The organism is Bacterioplanes sp. CLAM21 (assembly GCF_059641015.1).
This window is the reverse complement of the sequence record NZ_CM184929.1, coordinates 962,400-986,336: the sequence shown is the minus strand read 5'-3', so window position 1 is coordinate 986,336 and position 23,937 is coordinate 962,400. Positions and strand designations below refer to the sequence as shown.

At 49.8% G+C, this 23,937-nt stretch carries 21 protein-coding genes and 1 tRNA gene; 11 read left to right on the top strand and 11 right to left on the bottom strand.

Translation table 11 applies throughout. The features are described 5' to 3' along the window. Nucleotides 1-14: 14 nt before the first annotated feature. Together AC55FS_RS04650 and AC55FS_RS04645 are read left to right on the top strand one after the other, a co-directional pair. Complete coding sequence (locus tag AC55FS_RS04650) at nucleotides 15-1,298, top strand: YeaH/YhbH family protein (RefSeq protein ID WP_496934905.1); 1,284 nt, start codon at nucleotides 15-17, stop codon at nucleotides 1,296-1,298. Nucleotides 1,299-1,309: 11 nt separating this feature from the next. Further along, entirely contained in the window at nucleotides 1,310-2,815 is a 1,506-nt protein-coding gene (locus tag AC55FS_RS04645) for a SpoVR family protein (RefSeq protein ID WP_496934904.1), read from the top strand. A 54-nt stretch (nucleotides 2,816-2,869) separates the two neighbouring features. On the opposite strand, the gene AC55FS_RS04640 is transcribed toward AC55FS_RS04645, so the two are convergent. Both AC55FS_RS04640 and AC55FS_RS04635 read right to left on the bottom strand, forming a co-directional pair. Beyond that, a complete protein-coding gene (locus AC55FS_RS04640) occupies nucleotides 2,870-4,066 on the bottom strand; it encodes a flagellar assembly protein FlgT (protein WP_496934903.1) in 1,197 nt (398 codons plus the stop codon). Nucleotides 4,067-4,076: 10 nt separating this feature from the next. Further along, nucleotides 4,077-4,655 carry an LPP20 family lipoprotein gene (locus tag AC55FS_RS04635; RefSeq protein ID WP_496934902.1) on the bottom strand — a complete coding sequence of 193 codons (579 nt, stop codon included), beginning with the start codon at nucleotides 4,653-4,655 and terminating at the stop codon, nucleotides 4,077-4,079. Nucleotides 4,656-4,837: 182 nt separating this feature from the next. Between AC55FS_RS04635 and traF the strand changes: the two genes are divergently transcribed. Both traF and AC55FS_RS04625 read left to right on the top strand, forming a co-directional pair. After that, the gene (gene traF / locus AC55FS_RS04630; RefSeq protein WP_496934901.1) at nucleotides 4,838-6,487 is read left to right on the top strand and encodes a conjugal transfer protein TraF; all 1,650 of its coding nucleotides are present in this window, start codon (nucleotides 4,838-4,840) and stop codon (nucleotides 6,485-6,487) included. 72 nt (nucleotides 6,488-6,559) lie between these two features. Further along, the gene (locus AC55FS_RS04625; RefSeq protein WP_496934900.1) at nucleotides 6,560-7,783 is read left to right on the top strand and encodes a multifunctional CCA addition/repair protein; all 1,224 of its coding nucleotides are present in this window, start codon (nucleotides 6,560-6,562) and stop codon (nucleotides 7,781-7,783) included. Here AC55FS_RS04625 and folK read toward each other — a convergent pair. The 3 genes from folK to tsaD are packed head-to-tail and all read right to left on the bottom strand — an operon-like array spanning nucleotide 7,774 to nucleotide 9,697. Then, entirely contained in the window at nucleotides 7,774-8,310 is a 537-nt protein-coding gene (gene folK / locus AC55FS_RS04620; RefSeq protein ID WP_496934899.1) for a 2-amino-4-hydroxy-6-hydroxymethyldihydropteridine diphosphokinase, read from the bottom strand. The two genes, AC55FS_RS04625 and folK, sit on opposite strands and share 10 nt — an antisense overlap. Further along, on the bottom strand, nucleotides 8,307-8,663 hold the full coding sequence (gene folB / locus AC55FS_RS04615) for a dihydroneopterin aldolase (protein ID WP_496934898.1): 357 nt from the start codon (nucleotides 8,661-8,663) through the stop codon (nucleotides 8,307-8,309). Before folB ends, folK begins: the two co-directional genes overlap by 4 nt. Nucleotides 8,664-8,665: 2 nt before the next feature. Continuing rightward, nucleotides 8,666-9,697 (bottom strand): tRNA (adenosine(37)-N6)-threonylcarbamoyltransferase complex transferase subunit TsaD, encoded by a 1,032-nt coding sequence (tsaD, locus tag AC55FS_RS04610; protein WP_496934897.1) that lies wholly within the window; start codon nucleotides 9,695-9,697, stop codon nucleotides 8,666-8,668. A 162-nt stretch (nucleotides 9,698-9,859) separates the two neighbouring features. On the opposite strand from tsaD, the gene rpsU reads away from it, so the two are divergent. The 6 genes from rpsU to AC55FS_RS04580 all read left to right on the top strand — a co-directional run bounded on the left by rpsU (nucleotide 9,860) and on the right by AC55FS_RS04580 (nucleotide 16,253). Further along, nucleotides 9,860-10,075: a 30S ribosomal protein S21 gene (gene rpsU, locus AC55FS_RS04605; protein WP_094058637.1), complete on the top strand. Its 216-nt coding sequence runs from the start codon at nucleotides 9,860-9,862 to the stop codon at nucleotides 10,073-10,075. Nucleotides 10,076-10,112: 37 nt separating this feature from the next. Continuing rightward, entirely contained in the window at nucleotides 10,113-10,559 is a 447-nt protein-coding gene (locus AC55FS_RS04600; protein ID WP_496934896.1) for a GatB/YqeY domain-containing protein, read from the top strand. Between the two features lie 145 nt (nucleotides 10,560-10,704). Then, the gene (gene dnaG / locus AC55FS_RS04595; protein WP_496934895.1) at nucleotides 10,705-12,534 is read left to right on the top strand and encodes a DNA primase; all 1,830 of its coding nucleotides are present in this window, start codon (nucleotides 10,705-10,707) and stop codon (nucleotides 12,532-12,534) included. Nucleotides 12,535-12,763: 229 nt separating this feature from the next. Beyond that, a complete protein-coding gene (rpoD, locus tag AC55FS_RS04590) occupies nucleotides 12,764-14,578 on the top strand; it encodes an RNA polymerase sigma factor RpoD (RefSeq protein WP_496934894.1) in 1,815 nt (604 codons plus the stop codon). A gap of 311 nt (nucleotides 14,579-14,889) precedes the next feature. Further along, nucleotides 14,890-14,966: transfer RNA gene (locus AC55FS_RS04585), tRNA-Ile, on the top strand. 573 nt (nucleotides 14,967-15,539) lie between these two features. Next, nucleotides 15,540-16,253 carry an MORN repeat-containing protein gene (locus AC55FS_RS04580; protein WP_496934893.1) on the top strand — a complete coding sequence of 238 codons (714 nt, stop codon included), beginning with the start codon at nucleotides 15,540-15,542 and terminating at the stop codon, nucleotides 16,251-16,253. Nucleotides 16,254-16,337: 84 nt separating this feature from the next. On the opposite strand, the gene AC55FS_RS04575 is transcribed toward AC55FS_RS04580, so the two are convergent. Next, complete coding sequence (locus AC55FS_RS04575) at nucleotides 16,338-16,763, bottom strand: hypothetical protein (RefSeq protein ID WP_496934892.1); 426 nt, start codon at nucleotides 16,761-16,763, stop codon at nucleotides 16,338-16,340. 226 nt (nucleotides 16,764-16,989) lie between these two features. Between AC55FS_RS04575 and AC55FS_RS04570 the strand changes: the two genes are divergently transcribed. Then, entirely contained in the window at nucleotides 16,990-17,316 is a 327-nt protein-coding gene (locus AC55FS_RS04570; RefSeq protein ID WP_496934891.1) for a hypothetical protein, read from the top strand. Nucleotides 17,317-17,375: 59 nt separating this feature from the next. On the opposite strand, the gene AC55FS_RS04565 is transcribed toward AC55FS_RS04570, so the two are convergent. From AC55FS_RS04565 to AC55FS_RS04545, 5 genes are all read right to left on the bottom strand, one after another. Next, nucleotides 17,376-19,379: a M3 family metallopeptidase gene (locus tag AC55FS_RS04565; RefSeq protein ID WP_496934890.1), complete on the bottom strand. Its 2,004-nt coding sequence runs from the start codon at nucleotides 19,377-19,379 to the stop codon at nucleotides 17,376-17,378. A gap of 35 nt (nucleotides 19,380-19,414) precedes the next feature. Next, on the bottom strand, nucleotides 19,415-19,930 hold the full coding sequence (locus tag AC55FS_RS04560) for a GAF domain-containing protein (protein ID WP_496934889.1): 516 nt from the start codon (nucleotides 19,928-19,930) through the stop codon (nucleotides 19,415-19,417). A gap of 308 nt (nucleotides 19,931-20,238) precedes the next feature. Continuing rightward, a complete protein-coding gene (locus AC55FS_RS04555; RefSeq protein ID WP_496934888.1) occupies nucleotides 20,239-21,111 on the bottom strand; it encodes an SDR family NAD(P)-dependent oxidoreductase in 873 nt (290 codons plus the stop codon). A 30-nt stretch (nucleotides 21,112-21,141) separates the two neighbouring features. Further along, on the bottom strand, nucleotides 21,142-22,080 hold the full coding sequence (locus AC55FS_RS04550; protein ID WP_496934887.1) for an alpha/beta fold hydrolase: 939 nt from the start codon (nucleotides 22,078-22,080) through the stop codon (nucleotides 21,142-21,144). An 11-nt stretch (nucleotides 22,081-22,091) separates the two neighbouring features. After that, the gene (locus AC55FS_RS04545) at nucleotides 22,092-23,597 is read right to left on the bottom strand and encodes a flavin-containing monooxygenase (RefSeq protein WP_496934886.1); all 1,506 of its coding nucleotides are present in this window, start codon (nucleotides 23,595-23,597) and stop codon (nucleotides 22,092-22,094) included. Nucleotides 23,598-23,937 lie beyond the last annotated feature (340 nt).

The window sequence follows — 23,937 nt, the reverse complement described above, 5'->3', positions numbered from 1 at the left end:
TTAAGGGGGAGCCGATGTCCTACATCATTGATCGTCGCCTGAATGGCAAAAATAAAAGCATGGTCAACCGTCAGCGATTTCTGAAACGCTACCGCGACCATATCAAAGGTGCAGTGGCTGATGCCGTCAACAAACGTTCCATCACAGATATGGAGCGCGGCGAAGATATCAGCATTCCAACCCGCAGTATCAATGAACCTATGATTACCCATGGCCAGGGCGGCAAGCAACACCGTGTATTTCCTGGCAATAAAGAATTCAATACCGGTGACGAGCTGGAGAAACCCAGCCAAGGTGGTGGATCTGGTAGCGGCAGTGGTCAAGCCAGCAACCAAGGAGAAGGAGAAGACGACTTCACCTTCTTTATCACCAAAGAGGAGTTTCTAAACTACCTATTTGATGACCTTGAACTGCCTAACATGGTGAAAAAGACCCTGAGTCAATCTAAAGAATTTAAATCCATGCGCGCTGGCTTTGTGTCTGAAGGCACACCCAACAATCTAGCCATTGTACGTTCGTTAAGAAACGCTCACGCCAGGCGTATCGGCATGGGCGCAGGTAAGCGTCGTAAACTGAAACAACTTGAGGAAGAAAGAGCTAGCTTGCTTGAGGAAAATCCAAAAGATTCTGAACGCATATCATTACTGGATGAAGAAATCTCCGATCTAAAACGACGACTAAAAGCGTTACCATTTATCGATGATTTAGATCTTCGTTATCGCAACCAGGTTAAGGTTCCGGTTCCCAGCAGTAAAGCTGTGATGTTTTGCTTGATGGACGTCTCTGGATCTATGACTCAAGATGTTAAAGACATCGCTAAGCGTTTCTATATATTACTCTACCTATTTCTTGAAAAAAATTACGATCATATTGAGTTGGTATTTATCCGCCACCATACCAGCGCCAAAGAGGTAGACGAGAACGAGTTTTTTTATTCACGTGAAACAGGCGGAACCATCGTATCCAGCGCATTAAAGCTCATGCAAAAGATCGTCGCAGATCGTTACAGCAGCAGCGAATGGAACATATATGCAGCCCAAGCATCAGATGGTGATAACTGGGATGACGACTCCCCTCTGTGTGCACAGATACTTCGCGATCAGCTACTACCAGAAGTTCAGTACTTTGCTTATATCGAAATCACGCCAAATCACCATCAAGCGCTTTGGGAGTCCTACCAGGGAATTATGAATCAATTTGGACAGCAGTTTGCTATGGCACAGATTAAGGATGCTGGAGACATTTATCCTGTATTCCGCGAGCTGTTTGCCCGCAAAGAATACCAGCAGGCAAGTTAAAGGAGCGGAGTATGAGCCAATATATCTCCACTGAATCTGACTGGACATTCGACTTATTGGAACAGTACGACGCGGAAATTGCTAAGGCTGCTGAGCACTTTAAGTTGGACACCTACCCTAACCAAATCGAAGTGATAAGCGCCGAGCAAATGATGGATGCTTATTCATCCGTGGGCATGCCCATTGGTTATAACCACTGGTCTTATGGCAAACAGTTTCTGGCCACGCAAAAGGGGTACAAACGAGGCCAGATGGGCCTGGCATATGAGATTGTGATCAACTCCAACCCCTGTATCGCCTATCTCATGGAAGAAAACACACTGACTATGCAAGCATTAGTGATTGCCCATGCCTGCTACGGTCACAATTCCTTCTTCAAAGGCAACTACCTGTTTCGAACCTGGACCGACGCTAGCTCCATCATAGACTACCTGTTATTTGCCAAACAGTATGTGCGTAAATGCGAAGAACGCCATGGCCAAGAAGAAGTTGAACGCATCCTAGATGCCTGCCACGCATTGCAAAATTACGGAGTCGATCGCTACCGTCGACCGACGCCGATATCCGCGGCAGAAGAAAAATCCCGTCAGCAGGAACGAGAAAGTATCCTACAGCAACAAGTTAATGACTTGTGGAGAACTCTGCCGCAAAAGAGCAAAGATGACGCGCCTGAAAAACGGCGCAAGTTTCCATCAGAACCGCAAGAAAATCTACTGTACTTTATGGAGAAAAATGCTCCCTTGCTTGAACCCTGGCAACGCGAATTGATTCGTATTGTCAGAAAAATTTCTCAGTATTTTTATCCACAAAGACAGACCCAGGTCATGAACGAAGGCTGGGCGACGTTCTGGCACTACACCTTGCTCAACTATCTCTATGATCAAGGCAAAGTGACTGATGGCTTCATTATGGAGTTTTTGACCTCCCATACCAATGTCGTCTTCCAACCAGACTTTGATTCACCCTACTTCAGCGGTATCAACCCTTATGCTCTGGGCTTCAACATGTTCAGAGACATCCAACGAATTTGCCAGAACCCAACCGATGAAGATAAGGAGTGGTTCCCTGATATTGCGGGCAGTGACTGGTTGGAAACAGTGCACTTTGCTATGCGGAATTTTAAGGACGAAAGCTTCATTCAACAGTTTTTGTCACCCCAAATTATTCGAGACTTTCATTTATTCAGTTTGTACGATGACGATGAAAAATCTCACTACAAGGTTGAAGCCATTCATAATGATATCGGCTATAAAACCGTACGAGAGATGCTAGCCAGCCAGTATGATTTATCAGTGCGCGAGCCTAACATTCAGGTAGTGTCTGTTGATGTTCAGGGAGACCGCTCCATGACACTAAAACACACCATGACAGACAACCGACCACTCTCTGCTGACGTTCATGAAGTGCTTAAGCACCTGCACTTTTTATGGGGCTTTGATATTCACCTAGAAAGCTATCAAGGTGATCGTATGATTAAGCGCTTTAGCTGCCCTGCGATGAGCGTTGACGACATATAAGCGCAGCTAAGCTGCGCTGCTTTTCTGTCTCTTGCGTTATCAAAATCCATTGGCTCACCAAGCAATCACCATATCATCTCGCTGAATCGCCAAATGTTCCGCCGTAAGCTTCATTTCAGCCACCACAAACTGGGGCTGAACCTGTTTAATGACCACTTCTGTTGCCATATCGGTTAGCTCAGTACGCGGTTCAAGGTCTAAATTATAAAAGGTACCAGTCCGATACACTTTAAAGGTATCTCCCGGGCGTATACCCGCGCCGGCACTGGCTTCGATGTGCAGCCTATGTCCACGTGCTTTAACAATACGAGCCATAAAGGGCTGGCAGCGAAGCACTTCATCAATGTCATCAACCACACCTGTCAGTAAGCTACGCACCTCTTGCCCGTAAGGTATACGCCAGAATTTAGGTGAGGCAAAACCAGGGCGGTCGGTTCGGGCTGTTGTCCACTGTCCTTTTGTGGCATAGCTGCGCTGAAATAACATAGCGCCACTCAAACCATCGTGCACAAATACATCTATCACAAATTGACGTTGGCGGTTGTCACTAGTCCAACCCATTAAATCCAGCCAACCAGGGCCCTGATGTTCTTCATCACCCGCTTCACCTTCCATCGCAAGGCTGCGAACCACACCAGAAACAACATATTGCGCTCCTAACTGAGTCGCTAAAGCAACCGATGTTGTCAGGCGTTGCTGCGCCGTTTCCGTTGACGGCGCACGGCGAGGATTTTGATACAGGCTAATGCGAGTTGCGTCGTAAGCGTGGATAGCTCCACGATCGTTTAAGCTATTTACCAGAACTCGCGGCAAGGCTTGCTCAACATTAAAAAGGTCTCCCAGGGCAGCTTCTGTGGGGGTAGCCAGGCCAAAACCCGCTATTGCAATGGCTTTGCGGTAGCGCTGGGTGCTGGCCGGACACATGGCTTGTGGAGACACGTCAGCTCGAATCGCCACTTCGTATAAACCATCACGCTGATCTTCCCATAGAACATCGACATTGCTCAGGCGAGAACGACTGGATACGCGCACGTCATCCTGCTCGACGATTCCCTTGCTCATAAGTTGAGTACTGCTGACTTGAGCTCCAGCACGTAAACTGGCACGCCGCATCGCATCTTCCAGCGCTTGGCTACGACTATTGGCAATGGATGCGCTGATTTCGGCTCGCCCTACCACTTCAACCGTCAGTGCTGAGACATTCCCCACCCAACAGAAAAATAACGATAATGTTAAAGCCTTGTAAAACATGGCTCCTCTCCTATTCGATAAAGTAGAAGCCACCATCAGGGCTGCTACTTTCATCCATTACGCGCTGCCGTTGCGTTGCGGCATAGTGGTCATTGCTGTTACCCAAAGGCACCCGACAATCAACATGAAAACGCTGTTGATCTGTGGTTTGTAGACAGTTTCTAAAGCCCTGATCGACGGTCATTTCCAATACTGTTTCAACGCTATTGTCCGGAAGGATGTCACTGGATATCACCCGTGCACCGTGCATATACGCATCGACATAGGTACGGAAGCGATCGTTTTGTACCACCATATCTCGCACCGTCGTTGAGCCTGACAGCTGCATCCCGTACACCCGCTCAGCCATGGCACGAAACGCATCAATTTTGGAAGCACGAATACCCATCAGGCGGCGCTGCACAGAGCTGAGCTTGTTACTGTGATCTATTGCTCCATAGCCCACCACTCGTAATGTCATAGGTGCTACTGGATCAACTTGCTGCTCCACTGGCTGGAAAAAATCTCCCGATTGTTGCGGGCGATCGTCCATCAGTAAGTTTGAACAACCCGATAGCGCCAGTGGCGCCACTAACCATACCCATTTCATCTGCTGTCTCCTGAAATGCCGCAACTCTTTTTCATGTATCGGCGCCGCGAGCAAAAGATTGAGCGGCTATTTGTCAAAACTGCTAGCTGGTCGGTGGGCAGAGTGGGTTCCGCCAACTAGGCTATGACTAATAACAGCAACATCTATGATTGAAGATCATCACTGCACAAGGAACTGTCGTCATGACCAAGCCCTCGCTATTGGCTGCGTCCATTGCATTCGCCTCTGTCACTTCGGTACAGGCCGCTCCATTTACTCCACTGGATGCACGCGGTATGGCCATGGGCCACACTGGCGTCGCCAGCGCACAGAGAGCCCATGCCCCTGCGTACAATCCTTCTTTGCTAGCGCAAGCTGATGAAAATGAAAACTTTGCCTTACTCTTCCCGCAACTCGGCATTCAAGTACGGGATGAAGAAGAATTGGCCAGCACGGCTGAAGATATTAGCGACGACCTACAACCCAGACTTGAAGACCTGATTAATGGCACCAGCGGCAACAACGGCTTTGAACAAAACATTGAACAGCTCGATACCGCGGTGCGAGCCTTCAATCAGGCTTTTTTAGACGCCCTCAATTCGTCCGGCAATATCACCCAGCAACTGGATAATCTAGAGGCCGCCAATAATGGTTTGACCACCGCACTTGCCAGCGTCGAACAGAGCCTCGAAGAGGTCGATAGTGTGTCATCTGAATTAACCGAAGCATTACGCTCTATCTCCGGCAATCCTGTCAGCGGCCGCTTGGGAGTGTCCGGTGCCATGGCGTTCCCTGGCAAATCATTTGCTGGTGCCATCAGCATGCGAGGCCATGCGACCTTTTCCGGACGCGCCCTGTTCAGCGACAACGACCTAGGCCTTATAGATGCATATGCCCCAGCAGGATTGCAATACACACGCATAGCACAAGAAGCGAATGAAGACGTTTCACGAGCGCTGGATTTAGCGCGTAATTCAACCACCCAACCTGAACTCATTTTGCAGTCTGAGCTTAACCGCGATGACAACAACAATGGCCAACGCGATCTAGAAGAGCAACTCGACGCTATTTTGGGCTTTAACTACACCTCTGATCAGGGGGTAGAAATATTCCGTGATGGTCAACTGACAGACAATGCCAGTGACCCTGACCTTGACTCAACCGTCGAAGTGGTGGCTCTTGCCGTAGCAGAAGTCGGTTTATCTTTTGCCCGCGAGTTTTCCATTGCCAATAGAGCTGTCGCCATTGGTATTACGCCCAAGATTCAACGCATATCCACTTTTCACTATGTCACTGAAGTTGATAACGAAGAAGACGTTGAAATAGACGACATTGAGGATTCACGTGAAGACTATTCCAGCTTTAATTTGGATATCGGCGCCTCAATGCGCTTTGGTGAACTACAGCGACTGACCGCAGGCATAGTAATTAAAGACATATTGGGTGGAGACTACGACTACCAAGATACCGAAGTCCGTACCGGCCTTAATTTACCCAACCCTGCCATCGTAAAAGGCGACACCATCAGCTTGTCCCCTCAGGTCAGAGCGGGATTGTCATATAGTGACGGTTCCACCACTTTAGCAGTGGACTTAGATTTACTAGAAAATGATCCCGTTGCCTATGAAAACGCCACCCAATTTCTAGCCTTTGGCGCTGAGTTCGATTTATGGCAGACCATCCAGTTACGGGGCGGCTATCGCGCCAACTTGGCGGCCACCGACTCCGACATTGTGTCGCTAGGATTTGGTGTTTCACCGTTTGGTATACATCTGGATTTGGCCGTAGTGGCCAATCCATCCAAACTAGAAAAAGAAGCGGGGGTTGCACTAGAAACGGGTTTCTACTTCTAGCCATCCTCGATACACTTACCCAATGGCCGCCCTATGCGGCCATTTTTGTTTGCAAGAGATGCAGGAACCAGCATGCAGGTATATTTAGTAGGTGGGGCAGTACGAGATCATTTGCTGCAGTTAGCAGTAAAAGATCGGGATTGGGTTGTGGTCGGCGCGACACCAGAACAACTACTGCAGCAAGGCTATCAACAAGTAGGGGCTGATTTTCCTGTTTTTCTGCATCCAGACAGCCAAGAAGAATACGCCTTGGCGCGCACCGAACGTAAATCTGGCCAAGGCTATCAGGGCTTTGACTGCCGTTTCAGCCCCGACATCACGTTGGAACAAGACCTGCTACGCCGCGACCTTACCATCAATGCCATGGCCATGGATGAACAGCAGCAACTGATCGACCCTTACGGCGGCAAGCGTGACCTAGAACAGCGTATTTTACGCCACGTCTCTGATGCTTTTGCAGAAGACCCACTGCGCGTGCTCAGGGTCGCTCGCTTTGCTGCCCGATTGGCACCGCTCGGCTTTCGCATTGCCGACGAAACTCAAACACTGATGCAACAGATGTGCGAGCAAGGTGAACTGCAACATCTGGTGCCTGAACGTGTTTGGCAAGAGACCCGTCGGGCGTTAATGGAGCATCAGCCAGCACGTTATTTTGAAGTACTGCGCGACTGTGGCGCACTGGCACAATGGTTCCCGGAAATCGACCGATTGTTTGGAGTGCCGCAAGTCAAGCAATACCACCCAGAAATCGACTGTGGCATCCATGCTTTGATGTGCTTGCAAATAGCTGCACAAGAGCAAGCCAGTGTTGAGGTTCGCTGGGCTGCCCTAACCCATGATTTAGGTAAGGCGCTGACACCGGCCAGTGAATGGCCCAAACATCATGGCCATGAAAAACGTGGTCTAAAGCCGCTGAAAACATTGCAGCAAAGACTCAAAGTGCCAAATGATGCGAGCAAGCTGGCCGAGCTCACGACTGAGTTCCATACCCATGTGCATCGGGCCTTTGAGCTACGCAGTGAGACCCTACTCAAGCTGTTTTCGCAAACCGATGCCTGGCGCCGGCCTGAGCGTTTTGCAGAGTTTCTATTAGCCTGTCAGTGTGATGCTCGTGGCCGCACCGGTTTTGAGCATAGTGACTATCCACAGCGTGAACACTGCCAGCAGGCACTACAGCAGGCTTCTGCCATTCAAGCCAAGGATGTTATTCAGCCAGGTATGCAGGGAGCAGAAATTGGCCAGGCACTACAGAAAGCACGGCTACAAGCGCTGAAGAGCTTTCGCACTCAGGCGTGAATTGCCTGCTGCCAGGCCTCTGGCGTCATGACGGTTAGAACTTGCTGACTAACCGCTGGCCAATCGTCACACAGCGGCTGTTTGCGCAGCGGGCAAATAGCATCTGGGCAAATGTCCAACAAAGGCTTGAGCACAAAGGCATAGCGCCAAATATCATCGCGCGGCAACGTCAAAGTGCCGTAGCGGGTAGGCCAGCTGCCGCAGATATCGCCCATCATCAATATGTCGATATCCAACGCTCTAGAGGAATATTTGCTGGCATTGTGCGGCCGACCGAAATCAAACTCTAACTGCTTTAACGCCTCGGCCAGGGCCACGGGTGAATCATGGGTCGCGATTTCGACCACTAGGTTAACAAACTCTGGCCCAGCAAAGCCGACCGCAGGGGATACGTACCAAGGTGACTGCTGTACCAGCGAATAGCGCTTAGCCAGAGCCTCTAGTCCCAAGCGTACATTGCGCTCGGCATCGATATTCGACCCCAGGCCTAAAAACACCCGCGTTGTTGTAGCGCTGTCTAGATTCACGACCGAACCCCACGCTCAATTTTCAGGCCCACGGCACGAGCCTGGGGCACCACCGCCGGTTTTTGCACGCGAATGCTCAGCCAGGGAATGGCGAATTCATGTTGCAAAGCAGCAGCCAGGGCTTCTAACAAAGATTCCAGCAGCTCAAATTGCCGGCTCGTAACAAACTGCTCGATAAACTCAGTCACCGCCTGGTAATTGAGTGCGTATTGCAAGTCGTCAGTGGCAGCGGCCTGGCGAATATCCCAAGCCAGATCCAAGTCAAAAATCAGCGGCTGCTGTAGCTTTTTTTCCCACTCAAACACACCAATCACAGCATCAATGGCGAGGCCATGGATATAAACAATGTCCATCGTCAGATATCCACCGGTGACAGGTCTGTTAACGGCCAGCGTGGCACCACACGCACTGCCAGATCACTGTATTCACCCGCCAATAAACGCTGAGTGCCAGCATAGGCAATCATGGCGCCATTATCGGTGCACAGCTCAGGACGCGGATAAAAGACTTGGCCTCCCATAGCTCTGGCCGTTGCCTGGAGCTTCTGCCGCAGTTGACGATTAGCCCCAACTCCCCCGGCGATGATGAGTCGATTGATGCCCGTTTGCTGCATCGCCCGCTTGCACTTAATCGCCAGCGTATCGACCACCGCCGCTTGAAATCCGGCGGCGATATCGGCCTTATCGTGCTCGGCTAAATGCCCGTCATTGGCACAATCGAGAATGGTGGTGCGGGTGAAGGTTTTAAGGCCGCTAAAGCTAAAGTCCAACCCCGGACGATCCGTCATTGGCCTAGGAAACGCAAAGCGCTGAGCATCGCCCTGATCGGCCAAGGCGCTCAGCGCAGGCCCGCCCGGGTAAGGCAAATTCATCATTTTGGCGGCTTTATCAAAGGCTTCGCCGGCGGCGTCGTCCAGCGACTCTCCCAACAGCTCATAACGGCCAATACCTTCAACTTTTACCAGCTGGGTATGGCCACCAGAGACCAATAAGGCAATGAAAGGAAAGTCAGGTTGTTCATCTTCTAACATGGGCGCCAGCAAATGGCCTTCCATATGATGCACAGCCACGGCTGGAATGTTCAGTGCCCACGCCAGGCTGTTGCCGATACAGGCTCCCACCAGCAAGGCACCGACCAATCCAGGGCCTGAGGTATAGGCAATGCCATCCAACTGCTCGAAGCTGACGCCGGACTCGTCGAGGACCTCCTGAATCAGGGGCCTAGCTTTGCGAATGTGGTCACGTGAGGCCAATTCAGGCACCACACCACCGTACTCAGCATGCACCTGAATTTGAGAATACACGCGGTGCCCAAGCAGGCCACGTTCGCTGTCGTACAGTGCAATGCCGGTTTCATCGCACGAGGTTTCTAGTCCCAATACCCGCATGAGGGCCCCCGAAAATAGCAAGGGCGGCAATGATACGCGGCCGTTGGGTTAAAATCCATGCAGAGGTTTTGCATTCCGCCGACAAACTCTTTAGAATGCCCGCCCTCTAACTGGGGGTCGTGGTTCCCTCAATGAACGAACACTTATAGATAAGGTGATTGGATGCCAGCTGTAAAAGTGAAAGAAAACGAGCCATTCGACGTAGCACTGCGTCGCTTCAAGCGTTCTTGTGAAAAAGCCGGTGTACTGTCTGAAGTACGTCGTCGTGAGCACTATGAAAAGCCTACTTGGGTGCGTAAGCGCAAAGCAGCTGCTGCTGTTAAGCGTCACCTGAAGAAGCTGCAGCGCGAACAGCGCAAGATGACTCGCCTGTACTAATCAGCTTTTTGCCTGAACTGAGAACAGGGAGTCGCTCATGAGCACACTGGTTCAAACCATCAAAGACGCTGTTAAAGACGCCATGCGGGCTAAAGACAAGCCTCGCCTTGGTGCCTTGCGTCTGATCACTGCCGAGTTCAAACGCGTCGAAGTGGATGAACGGGTAGAGGTCAGCGACGAGCGAGCACTAGCCATTCTCGATAAGATGGTGAAGCAACGTCGCGATTCGATTGCTCAGTACCAGCAAGCCGGCCGTGATGAGCTGGCTCAGGCTGAGCAGCAGGAAATCGATATTATCAGCGAGTTCCTGCCAGAAGCTCTGAGCGAAGAAGAGTTGGCCAAACTGGTGGCTGATGCCGTTGCACAGTCCGGTGCTGCAGGAATGCAGGACATGGGCAAAGTCATGGGCATCCTAAAACCACAAGTGCAAGGTCGTGCTGATATAGCACAGGTCAGCCAACTGGTTAAGTCGCAACTGGGATAAATCCTGTCCCTGTGCAGGCTATCAAAAGCGCTAGCGGGCAACCGCTGGCGCTTTTGTCGTTGCTGCGAGCCTGGCTTAATGTCTTGTTCAGCAAGACAAAGCTCCGTATTCTGCAAACTTCTTACTTAATTCTGTAGCCGCAGTTATGGCCGGTCGAATACCGCAATCTTTTATTGATGATCTGCTGGCCCGTGTTGACGTGATCGATGTCGTCGACAGTCGCGTCAAACTGAAAAAAACCGGCAAGAATTACTCCGCCTGCTGCCCTTTTCATAACGAAAACACACCCTCGTTTACCGTCAGCCCTGACAAGCAGTTTTATTATTGCTTTGGCTGTGGTGCCTCTGGCAGCGCATTGAAGTTTGTTATGGAGTTTGACGGCCTGAACTTTCCCGATGCCGTTGACAAACTCGCCGCCCAGGTTGGTGTTGAGGTTCCGCGCGAGCAAAACAGCCTGGAGATGCGCCAGCAACAAGAACATCAGCCCTTATATGAACGCCTGCAGGATGCCAGTCAGTATTATCAGCAAATGCTGCGCCAGCACCCTGAGCGTCAACGCGCCATAGACTACTTGCAGCAGCGTGGCCTATCGGGCAAGGCCGCCAAATTCTTTGCCATCGGTTACGCACCGCCTGGCTGGGACAACTTGTTGCAGGCCTTGGCCGACGGTGATCAAGAACAACAGCGGCAGTTGATCAGCAACGGCATGCTGATCGAAAAAGAAGATGGCCGCTGCTATGACCGTTTTCGTGATCGCATTATGTTTCCCATTCGTGATCAACGCGGCCGCACCATTGCCTTTGGTGGGCGAGTATTAGGCGACGACAAGCCTAAGTACTTGAACTCACCCGAAACACCGGTATTCCATAAAAACCGCGAGCTGTATGGCCTCTATGAAGCGCGTAAGATACGCCAAAAGCTTACTCGTTTTGTCATTGTCGAAGGCTATATGGACGTCGTTGCCTTGGCCGAATACGGCATTCACTATGCCGTGGCCACACTCGGTACGGCGACCAGCGAGCATCATTTGCTGCGTTTATTTCGCATGGTGCCAGAAATTATTTTCTGCTTTGACGGCGACGACGCCGGTCGTACCGCCGCCGCTCGTGCAATGGAAACCGTGTTACCGGTACTCGAAGACGGCCGCCAGGCAAGATTTTTATTTTTGCCGGACGGCGAAGACCCAGACACCCTAGTACGCCAAGAAGGCAAAGACGCGTTTGAACAGCGCTTAAACCTATCGGAGCATTTGCCCGAGTTTTTGTTTAAACACCTAAAGCAGCAGGTCGACTTTGACACCCTGGATGGCAAGGCCCGCTTTGATCAGCTGGCAGCTCCCTTGATTGCTCGCCTGCCCCATGGCGCACTACGGGACTTAATGAAACAACAGCTAGAAAAAGAAACCGGGGTAGCCAGCCACGCACTGGACAAAATCGAACAACAAGCAGCGCAAAGCAGTGAACCTGATAGTGCTTATGAAGCCGACTATATGGATCCAGCCGCCGTCCCGGCAGAACCGCCCAGCATGAGCCAGCGCCAGGATGTCGGCGCCCGCCAAGCACTGTGCAGCTTGCTGCTGCAGCCAGAACTAGCCAGCCAACTGACCCTGCCTGAGGTTGAGGCACAAAGTGAATATGAGCGACTGCTACTGGAAGTCATTCGCAAACTACAGCAATCACCCCAGCAAAATAGCATTGGTGTCATCATTCAATGGACCGGCTCTCCTTATCAGGACGAACTCAAACAATTGGCCGAGCAGGCCGCACAGCAGCAACACATGGCCAGCGCCAGTTCGGTGGAGCATGTATTGCAACGCATGGATACCCGCCGACTCGACGCCGAATGGCAAGCGCTACAAGCCAAGTTGCGCGCCGGTGATAAACTCGGCGATGACGACAAACAACGCCTGCGCGAGCTGAGCAAAGAACGCCATATGCGCCACCGCAAACGCACTGCCATCTATCAACGTCATTAGGCCTTGAAATCTGCTTCATCGCCCCTATATTTCTTTGTGCCCCAGCAAGCGGGCAACACCGACGACCTGACAGCCACCACCAGCACCCGAACCGATACGATCACGCCTCGCGCCCACAATGACAGGGCATCAGTCGGGAACAATCCTCCGGCACGGCTGGCCTAAAGAGCGGTTAAAAGTTATACTCCCGCGCTTTTCTGCGCCTCACAATACGGAACACAGGGCTTCTATGTCAGCGAACACCCAACAATCCCGTTTGAAAGAACTTATTGCCAAAGGTAAGGAGCAAGGCTACCTCACTTTTGCACAGGTGAACGATCACCTGCCGGATGACATTGCCAATCCGGATCAGGTTGAAGACATCATCCGTATGATTAATGACATTGGCATTCCAGTGTCAGAAAACGCCCCCGATGGCGAGTCCCTGTTTAACGAAGCCGCAGACGACGCCGCAGCCGAAGAAGCTGCCGCGGCACTGGCGTCGGTAGAATCTGATGTCGGTCGCACCACCGACCCAGTCCGTATGTACATGCGTGAAATGGGTACCGTTGAGCTGCTGACCCGTGAAGGCGAGATTGTCATTGCCAAGCGCATCGAAGAAGGCATTCGTGAAGTCATGTCTGCCCTGGCCTATTACCCAGGTGCGGTCCACGTTGTTCTGAACGCATTCCAAGAAGCAGAAGAAGATCCAAACCGCGTTAGCGACATTTTCAGCGGCTTTATCGATCCTTCCGATGAAACTCCTGAGCCAGGTCCACAATCGGGCCCGGATGTGGAGACGGATGACAATGTCAGTGACGACGACGATGAGTCTGAGGAAGAAGAAGACAGCGGCATTGACCTGACCGAAGTGATTCGTCGTTTTGATGAAATCAAAGATGCCCATGTTGCTGCCGAGGCGGCACTGGAAAAACACGGTCGCGCAAGCAAGCAAGCTGAAGAAGCATTGTTGTTATTGGCTGAACGTTTTGCGCCTATCAAGCTAACGCCTAAGTACTTTGACCAGCTGGTGAGCGATGCCCGTGAAGCGCTGGAGCAGATCCGCGCCCAAGAGCGTCAGATCATGGTGATGATGACGCGCAAGTGCGGCATGGATCGCAAAGACTTTATCGGCAATTTCCCTGGCAATGAAGTTAACAATCAGTGGATTGAAGAACTGATCGCTGGTGGTCATAAGTATTCCGACAAGCTCGACACCTATAAGCTGGAGATTTTCCGCGCGCAGAAGAAAATCAAAGCCGTTGAAGATCGTGTTGGCTTGGCCATACCTGATATTAAAGAAGTTAACCGTCGCGTCTCTATTGGTGAGGCTCGTGCCCGCCGCGCCAAAAAAGAAATGGTGGAAGCCAACCTGCGTCTGGTAATTTCTATTGCGAAAAAATACACCAACCGCGGCCTGCAGTTCCTCGATCTGATTCAGGAAGGCAACATCGGCTTGATGAAAGCGGTAGACAAGTTCGAATACCGTCGTGGTTATAAGTTCTCAACGTACGCGACCTGGTGGATTCGTCAGGCCATTACTCGCTCTATTGCCGACCAGGCACGCACCATCCGTATTCCTGTGCATATGATCGAGACCATTAACAAGCTCAACCGTATTTCACGGCAAATGCTGCAGGAAATGGGTCGCGAGCCAACACCAGAAGAGCTGGCCGAGCGTATGGATATGCCTGAGGATAAAATCCGCAAGGTGTTGAAAATCGCTAAAGAGCCTATCTCGATGGAAACTCCGATCGGCGACGATGAAGATTCGCACCTGGGTGACTTTATCGAGGATACTCAATCTGAGTCGCCACTCGATACCGCCACCGTTGAGGGTCTAACGGACGCTACTCGCTCAGTGCTGTCTGGCCTGACCGCGCGTGAAGCCAAGGTTCTGCGTATGCGTTTCGGCATCGACATGAATACCGACCACACGCTGGAAGAAGTCGGCAAACAATTTGACGTAACCCGTGAGCGTATTCGTCAGATTGAAGCGAAGGCTCTGCGCAAATTGCGTCATCCAAGCCGCTCTGACCACCTACGCAGCTTTATTGACGAATAATAACTGGCAGTCACTGAATAATTCGTGGCTTGCTCTGGTGCGCCAGCAGGCTTCGAATCACGAAGCCACTGTGCCGCTCTAGCCTGTGGCGACAACGGCTGGCGCTCCACGCAGGATACGAGCAGTTAGAACCACAGGTTCAACGAGCTTGTCATTTCGTGCATAGCTGTGCAGCATTATTTAGCGACTCCCATGGCCCGGCTCTGCCGGGCTTTTTTATATAAATCAAAGGGGTAGCGTCATTCGTCGAAGCTGCATATAATGCTCCCTCGCTGCAACTAGCAGCCAGGCATCCACTGCCTGATTCCTAAGGGCCCGTAGCTCAGTTGGTTAGAGCATCCGACTCATAATCGGCAGGTCCCCAGTTCAAGTCTGGGCGGGCCCACCATTAAAAACCCTAGTAAACCCGCATAAAATCTGGCCTCGATTGATCTTAAATGGCTATATAAATTGGTCATTCATAAGACGCCAACCAGGGACCGCACCCCAAAATTTCAATATAAGTGTCTACTGTTGGCGTTTAACGGAGCCATTAGCAAATGCCAATGCTCTCAGATCACTAAGGTGACTATCAGTGTATTGACCTTTCACAGTGCTCACTTCACTAAACGCCGGCCGTGAAATCACGGTGATTAAATCGACTCAGCGATTTATAACACTCAGCATTGAGCAATGCTGGCAGCTGCAAGTGGCGCAACTAAAAAAGCCCCCCTCAATTAGTCGCTCATCTTAATCCAATAGGCATCAATGAATTTAGTTCGTTTTCATGCAATCCAGATAATTACCCAGCATGTACTACGGTTCAACATTCACCATAGCGCCCTTACACAGGCACACATACCAACAATCCAGGCAGCTAAAACCTACGACACAAGACCTTACCGGCGTAGTTTCACCAATATTATTGATTATCAGAGACTTGATAAAATCCGCCGCCCAAAAAACAACAAGGCTTTCGATAATGGATATTCGAAGCACGATTTTGATCGGCTCCTTCACACTGGTTAGTTCAATGGCTATGGCTGAGCCTTGTGAGGTGTTATTACCAGATTCCTCACGTTATACCGGCAACTGCGAAAATGGTCTATTTCATGGGCAAGGGCGCATCGATTTCCAACCGATTGGCCACTATGTAGGGAGCTTTAAAAAGGGTTTGTTCCATGGCCCTGGCACAGTCACCTACGTTAATGGCCAGACCATGACCGGTAGCTTTCAGCAAGGTCTGATGCAGGGTAAAGGCACATACACAGATCCCAAGTGGGGCACCTACCAAGGCGAGTTTAAAGATAGCCTCTTTCATGGCCATGGCGTTTTTAGCTACTCAACTGGCGCAGTCTGTGAAGGCGAATACAAAAACGGCGCCAAAAATGGCCAGGTTACCTGCTCATATCCTGATGGCAGTCACGTCGAAGCGGAATACCAAGACGATGTTTTGCACGGCCATGGCCAAACTGTATTCCCAAGTGGCGAGGTGTATACCGGTGAATATGCCAATGGCTACTTTAACGGCCAGGGCATGCTGGAATATCCCGATGGTTCTAGCCATATCGGAGAATTTGCCGACGGTATGCTGCACGGCTATGGCACAGAGTACGACGAAGGTGGTGAAGTGTTACTGCAAGGATTTTGGTGCAATGGCGCTTACTATGGTGACGAGCACTGCGATTGCGAATAAAAAAAGCCTCTGAGCAATCAGAGGCTTTTGACTTAGCTAGGGGCAGTTCATTTCATGACCGAAGATGCCCCAAAGCATGCCTGCTTAACCGGCTTTTGATACCGGTCGAACAGCCTCAGCTGCCCAATCCTGTGGGCCGAACTTATCCACCACCCAGGTGTACAAGCGACGTAATGGCCAGTTTCGCTCCAGCATCATATCGTGAAATATCTGCACACTCTGTGCTTTGGTAATAGGTAACTCAATACGAAACTGACATAAAGCATCATGCACTAAAGATGGCTCGTACATCCATGCTTCGCCCTCACGTAACACACCATCCGGCGTACCGATAGACCACACTCCCAGCAGTTGATACTTTGGACTGCAGCCATCCCAAGCGTAACCCGCCGAGACCTTCATACGACCATTGGCGATCACAACCCAATCATTGCGAAATGACACACCTAATAGTGCCGGATGCTCAAATGTACGCTGCTCTGTGAGACAGAACTTCCACTGCTTTTTCATATCTATCTTGGTACTGGCTAAATTCGATGGAGCGACTTTACCATACGTCGCTGATCAAAAACCGGGCAACTTTTCCAACTTTTGTCATTAATCTAACGCTTGTTTATCGCTTTGATACATGGATCACACCACAGATATCGACCAAGGTGCGATGTTGGGATAAAGACTCAGTTGCTAGGCTTTGGCCGCACACAAACAATACCGATTTACTAAAGGGAGCAAGTTAATGACAATCAAGACACTAATCCCCATGGCGCTAATGGCCATGGCGATGAACACACACGCCTATGAAGTATCTGCACAGAATAGCCAGTTAGAAGGCCAAGTCAGTCGCTATAAGGGCGATGTGACATTGGTATTCAATAAAAGAGAGGTCGCTAGCATTGAAGCTGATCAGCAATCGGTAGAGGGCAAACAAAGTCACTATCAAGGCAATGTTCAAATTCGCCTAACAGACGGCTCAAGCATTCGTACCGAGGAATTAACCCTTATCCAAGGAGCTCAATGGACAGCGCAGGCTCAGAAGATTGAGATACACAGCGCTGCTCAATAGGTGACTTTCAAATAAAGTGGTTTTTGTTGGCCTGCCCATACGAGCAGGCCATCCTTCACTTACAGAGACGCGGCTTCTCCGGCCAGCGACTTCAAGCTATTGATATAGGCTGATTCGTTAAATGGACGTCCCAAAAACTCAGTGACCATATTGGCCGCTGGTTTGCTACCACCCGCCGCCAATATTTTATTGCGATAAGCATCTGCCACATCACGATTATTGATGCCTTTCTCTTTAAAGAGTGAGAAAAGGTCTGTTGCAATCGCCAGCGACCATTGATAGGTATAGTAGTTAGAACTGTAGCCATACAGATGGCCAAAGTTAGCATAAAAGTGAGTATCTTCAATATACGGATACGGAGAGTACTCTTTCTGTAACTGTACCATCATGGGCTGCAGCTCGAACTTGGCAGGATCATGCATGTAATACTGCAAAGATAACTGGGCATAGAATATTTGCACTGCGGTGCCTGTGGCTTTGCCATAGTCGCGAGCTTTATTCATCTTCGTAACCAGCTCTTTAGGAATTATCTCCCCTTGCTGATTCCGAGCAAATGTTTTTAGCGTGTCATAATCCCATACCCACTCTTCCAACATTTGTGAAGGTGCTTCTACAAAGTCCCACTCCATTGCCAGACCCGAGTTGTCCAGCCAGCGCTGATGTTGGCCAGCAAAGATGCTATGCAGCAAGTGGCCAAATTCATGCAGAAAGGTTTCTACTTGGCCATGCTCCATTAGACCTTTAGGAAAGTTCTGAGCCAGGGCTGCCAGTGGTATTTGTTTGCCTTTAATACCGTCACGCAAGCCCCAGTAGGCAGCATGCTGATATTTTCCATCACGAGGATGGTTATCCATATAGAATCGCCCGATCAGTTTGCCCTGATCAAAAATCTCGTAAGACTCAACATCCTCATGCCATGTTTCGGTTTTCCAAGGGCGGATTTGTATATCAAATAAAGACTCTGCTAATGCGAAGACACCTTTGCGAACATTGTCATACTGAAAATATTGGCGAACTTCTTTTGCATCTAGGGCATATTCTTCCTGGCGAATCAAATTGTCGATATAGGAAGCTTGCCACTGGTTGACCAACTTTGCAGTTGGATCGATCTTTTGTAAGCGTGCCAACGCACGCTGACTTTCTTGTTCAACAGGCTTTTTCAATGCCGAGTTAATACGTTGTAGAAATGCATTGGCTTTTTCTGGCGAGCCAATCATCTCGGTTTCCATGTTGTACTCAGCAAAGCTGTTGTAGCCTAGAACCTTGGCCATCTCATGCCGGCGAGATATTAACTCTTTTAATACCTTTTCGTTGGCAGGATATCCACGCTGCATAGCCAGAACGCGCAGATCATGCCGCACTTTATCACTATGGGCATAAGTCAACACAGGATACAAATCAGGGTAGTTTGTCGTTAAAGTAACGGTTTCTTCACCCTTCTTAACTCGCTCAGCGATATAGTCATCAGGAAGACCAGCCAAATCATCAACACTCACTTCCAGTGTGCGAACATCTTCTTGAATGTTGCGACTGAACTCATTCCCGAGTTCTGTAATTTGCTGTTGCAAAGCAAAAATTTTGTCTCGCGTTTCTTCATCACGATCAACACCAGAGCGCCGTAAGTCTCTTAACAAGCGATGTAAGAAGAAACGTGTATCATCTTCCAGGTCAGTGTCGTCAATTGCACTCAAACGTTGATAGAATGGCTGTGATAAATAAATTTCCGAATCAAAATCTGCAATCTTTTGGCTACAGGCCTCTGCAGAATCTCGCACCGCTTTGTCAGGATGAACTGCTGTAATGTAGGAAGCAGGCATCAGCGGCTGAAGCGCATAATTCACCTGTTCATATTGCTGCAGCACTGTTTCGACATTAGCTGGCCCAGTGCCTTGCTCTACCGCAGCAAAGTGATCACGCGCCTTAGATAATTGCTGTTCACACAATTTTTGCCAGTCATCAGCGCTGGCCTTGGCATTAAAGCCTTCAACAACTAGTTCACTTGCCCCAGCCCAGCTAGCGCTTAGCAGCGTTGCCGTTAGGGCAGCAGTGCGAAAATACTTCATTCTGTTACATCCTAGTGTTTATTGTATTTGTTCGATTAAGCTGACACTGACCAGTGCCTACTTAACAAAGCAGTCAGCTGTTCTAGCCAGTTCTTATCGCTCATATCAAAGTCACTCAGCCGGACTGAGTCGATATCTAACACCGCCACCACTTCATCGTTAACCATGACGGGCACAACAATCTCTGAGCGACTGTCACTACTGCAGGCGATATGCCCTGGAAACTCATGAACATCAGTCACAACCAGGCTTTGTTTTTGTTGCCAAGCAGTACCGCATACACCTCGGCCAAAGGCGATACGAGTGCACGCCGATGGGCCTTGAAAGGGACCCAGCACCAGCTCTTCACCTTTGACTAGGTAAAAGCCTACCCACCAGAACCCCAACGTTTGGTACAGCAACGCAGAAACGTTGGCTAAATTTGCTACTAAATCGTCTTCACTCGTGATCAATGCCTCGGCTTGCAGCAGCAGCATACGGTAGTGCTCCTGACGCTGATCAGAAGCAACCGCCGGAGTCTCAGCACGTTGCCAGTAGTTGCTTGCTTGCATAATAAGCCCTCATTGCGATCGGGAAAGTACCGGACAAAATCATTAAAGGCCGAGGATTGTACGCCATTTATACGTACGTTGAACATTCGATCTGGGACAGTGTTAGCAACAGAATGCGCCAAAAGCAGCACACCTGGAAACAGTTGCGGGTGGCCAGCTGGATCCCGCTGGGCTGTGGATAAAAACGAACTCCAGCCCTTCGGGAGATGGCTGAACAACGTGATCGGAAGAGTGTTAACAGCCGCTAGGCAAAACCATAGACAGCAGGCGATGCTGAATCGCCTGCTGTCGGTTAATTAGACGAAGGCTTAACGATTGGCTTGGCGCATAGTTTTTTGTCCACTTTGGCGTCCCTGGTGACGTACCGCTGCAGTAAACAAACGTTGATAGCTGGAAGGTAACAAACGCACTAACAAATCAAAGACCTTCGCATCTGGGCCAATCAAAACTCGGCGTTTATTTTTTTGCACTGCCTGGATAATCATAGCAGCGGCTTTGTCGGGGCTATTGATAAATAAGCGCTCAAAGTCAGCCGTCGCTGATTCTCGGTCAACCCCAATCGCCTGCTCGCAGCTGCGGTCCATACGAGCGGCTCTAGCAATATTGGTTTTTATCCCACCAGGGTGCACACTGGTGGCACTCACACAGCTATTTGTAAGTTCCAGATCCTGGCGCAGCGACTCAGTAAAGCCGCGCACAGCAAACTTGCTGGCATTGTAACCACTCATCAGTGGCTGCGAAGCTAAACCAAAGACGCTGGATATATTAACGATATGCCCCTGCCCTGCAGCTTCCAGTTTGGGCAAAAACGCCTTACTGCCGTACACCACACCCCAAAAGTTTATGTCCATAATCCAGCGGTAATCATCTAGGCTCAAGCCCGCCACGGTGCCCGATAATGCTACGCCAGCGTTATTAATCACTAGGTTGACCTGGCCATGATCCGCCACCACTTGCTCAGCCCAGGCGTATACGGCCTTTTCATCGGCAACATTGAGGGTTTGTCGAGTCACCTTCACCGGCTGGTTAGCCAATAACTGACAGGTTTTATCCAATCCATCACTATCAATATCGGCTAACGCCACATGACAGCCTTCATTCGCTAGCTGGATTGCCAGTGCCCTGCCAATACCGGAACCAGCACCGGTGATAGCAGCTACTTGATTGCGCAATGATTTCATTGTCGGTCTCCTTGGTTATTATTTTATTCACTACTCAATGCTGCTAAGAAAGGCACGGTACTCTGCTGCGGTTTCCGCCGGCGCTTCCATCATGGGCATATGACCGAGCTCCGGCCAGATACGTACTTGCAAGTTTGGTACGGCACGGCGCCAGTTATCCACAGCACTGACGTGCAGTAAACGATCTTTACTGCCCCACCAAAGTAATGCTGGCGCTTGAAGTTGGGGCAAGCGTTGTGCAAGTTGAGTGCCTCGATGAAAATCGTCAAAGATCTTCGCTAATTCCGTTTGTCTCTCGATATATCTGTGCGCCACAGCCTCGAGTAGCATATCAGGCACAAACGGTGGCTGTGCCATGGTCATGGCATAAAATTGATCAAATTCATTGCGGTTCTTGATTAAAAATGGATTTCGGCCCAGCGCTAACATTTGTTCCATATCGCTCTTTTGTGGCGAGCCAACACCTGCCGGATCGACCATAGTGGCCGACAACACTTGCTCTGGATAATGCAGAGCAAACTCCGCTGTTAAATATCCTCCCATAGAGTTGCCAATCACATGTGCGTTTGCAATCTCCAACACATCCAGTAGCTTAGATAAGCGTTGCGCCTGGGCGGCCATGCCATAGTCCCAGTTAGGGTCGTAAGCGCTATCGCCATGCCCTGCCATATCTGGAATCAGCACCTGGAAATCGTCGGTTAAGTGGCGAGCAAAGCGCGCCCATACGTCTTTATCGGCACTGTAACCATGCAACATCACCACAACGGGTTTAGTTGGGTTATGGTTGCGGTATAACGCCAGAGACATTCCTCCAATATCGACCTGTTGTTGTTCCAAGCCATATAAACTGGCTTCAAAATCCGTTCCCTGTTGATAAAGCCATTGCCCTAGTGGCAAATAAGCCCCCTGAATAACCCCAAATAGAGCTGCCAGTATCAACAGCGAAAATAAACTTAATATTTTTTTCATAAAGGCTCCTGTTAACAAAAGCGATGATCGGCTGGTCGAAAGTTTTTGGTCCAACGCCTGAAGGTAAAACTAAAGCCAGGGAACATGGCGATTACCTTGTCACTTTTACTCTTATACCAACTATTGCAACCACCGCTATGCCAGACGGTTTTTTCCATCTCACGATGAATGTGCTGTGTGTAACGTTGCTCAGCATCCTCTTTAACTTCAATTGTCATGTATTGACTCTGCAGCACGGCCTCAATCGACTGCATGATGTAGTTCATCTGCGCTTCAATAACAAAGATTGCCGAAGTATGACCGATGCCGGTATTTGGCCCGGTGACAATAAATAGGTTGGGGAAACCAGGCACAGAGGTACCCAAATATGCTCTTGGAAAATCCTGCCAAAACTGCGAAAGAGTTTTATCTTTTTTACCTATCACTGGATAAGAAATCACACCATCAGTTGCATCATAGCCGGTTGAATAGATAATCAAGTCCAGCTCCAACGCCTGACCTTGCTGTGTTGTTATTCCACTTTCTGTAATTTCATCTATGCCATCATTTTTATCATGCAAATAGACGTTATCCCGACAAAGCGCAGGGTATAAGGTATCTGACAAGATGACACGTTTGCATCCAATGGTAAAATCGGGTGTCACTTGCTGGCGAAGAATCGGATCTGGTATTTGTTTTTTGATATGTCGTCGGGCTTTACGACCAGCCAACAGCTCCAGCATTAAGCGTGAATACTTAAAACCAATAACTCGGCTCTCCAACCCCCAATAAATACCACTGCGCAACAAACAATAAATGGGTTTGCAACGAAGCAGCGCTCGTTGCCAGGAATAAAACTGATAATCAGGCCTAGGAAGAACCCAGTGAGGTGTGCGCTGAAAAACATGTAAGCATTTCACATCGGCAGCAATAGCAGGAATAATTTGTGCCGCACTGGCACCGCTGCCAATAATGGCCACTTTCTTACCGTGGTAATCAAAATCATGATTCCACTGGTTGCTATGGAAGGCCTCACCTTTAAACTGATCACGCCCTCTAAGGTTTGGAATCACAGGTGTACTCAGTGGTCCAGACGCATTAATCACAAAGCGTGTCCAGAAAGTTTGATGACCCTGCTGAGCATGTCGAGTGTCCACTTTCCAACACTGCTTCTCCGCCTGCCAGGCGATGCTAATCACATTGGTTTCGGTATGAGTTTTTTCACGTAACCGATGTTTGGCGATGACATGTTCGGTGTACTGTCGCAACTCATCTTGCTCGGCAAACATTTGCGACCAATCATAAGGTTCTGATGCAATCGAATACAAAGGTGATTGCACATCAACAGCCGCACCTGGATACGAGTTCTGCGCCCAGGTTCCACCCATAAACTCACGCCGCTCTAACATGATAAAATCACAGATCCCACGCTTTTTCAGATTCATAGCTGCGCACTGTCCACCAAAGCCAGTGCCAATGATAATTACGCTATGAATGTCTTCCTTTTCCATCGTCATCAAGCTGATCTCTGTTGTCATGTCATATACACTCTCACGAGTATTTGGCTAAACAGCTACCAGAATGGTTGCCAGTTCCCAAAACTGACGCCGTAGCCGTTAACTCCTATCACCCAAAAGACGTACATATCCCACCAGTGCAAAGCCACGGCGCCACAATCCTTTAGTTGTAACCCGAAAGTCATTACGAGTAGAGGTGCAAATCCGCCGATTAAAGTAGCCCTTGTGCTCTCAGGAGATTACGGGCCGAGGCCACAATAGCGGATAGCAGTTCGCCCAACAGCAGGTCGGGTTACAAAGCAATCAGAGAACCATGCTCCCTTCACTCTGGACAGCATGCAGAGCAGCGCTATACTCGCGG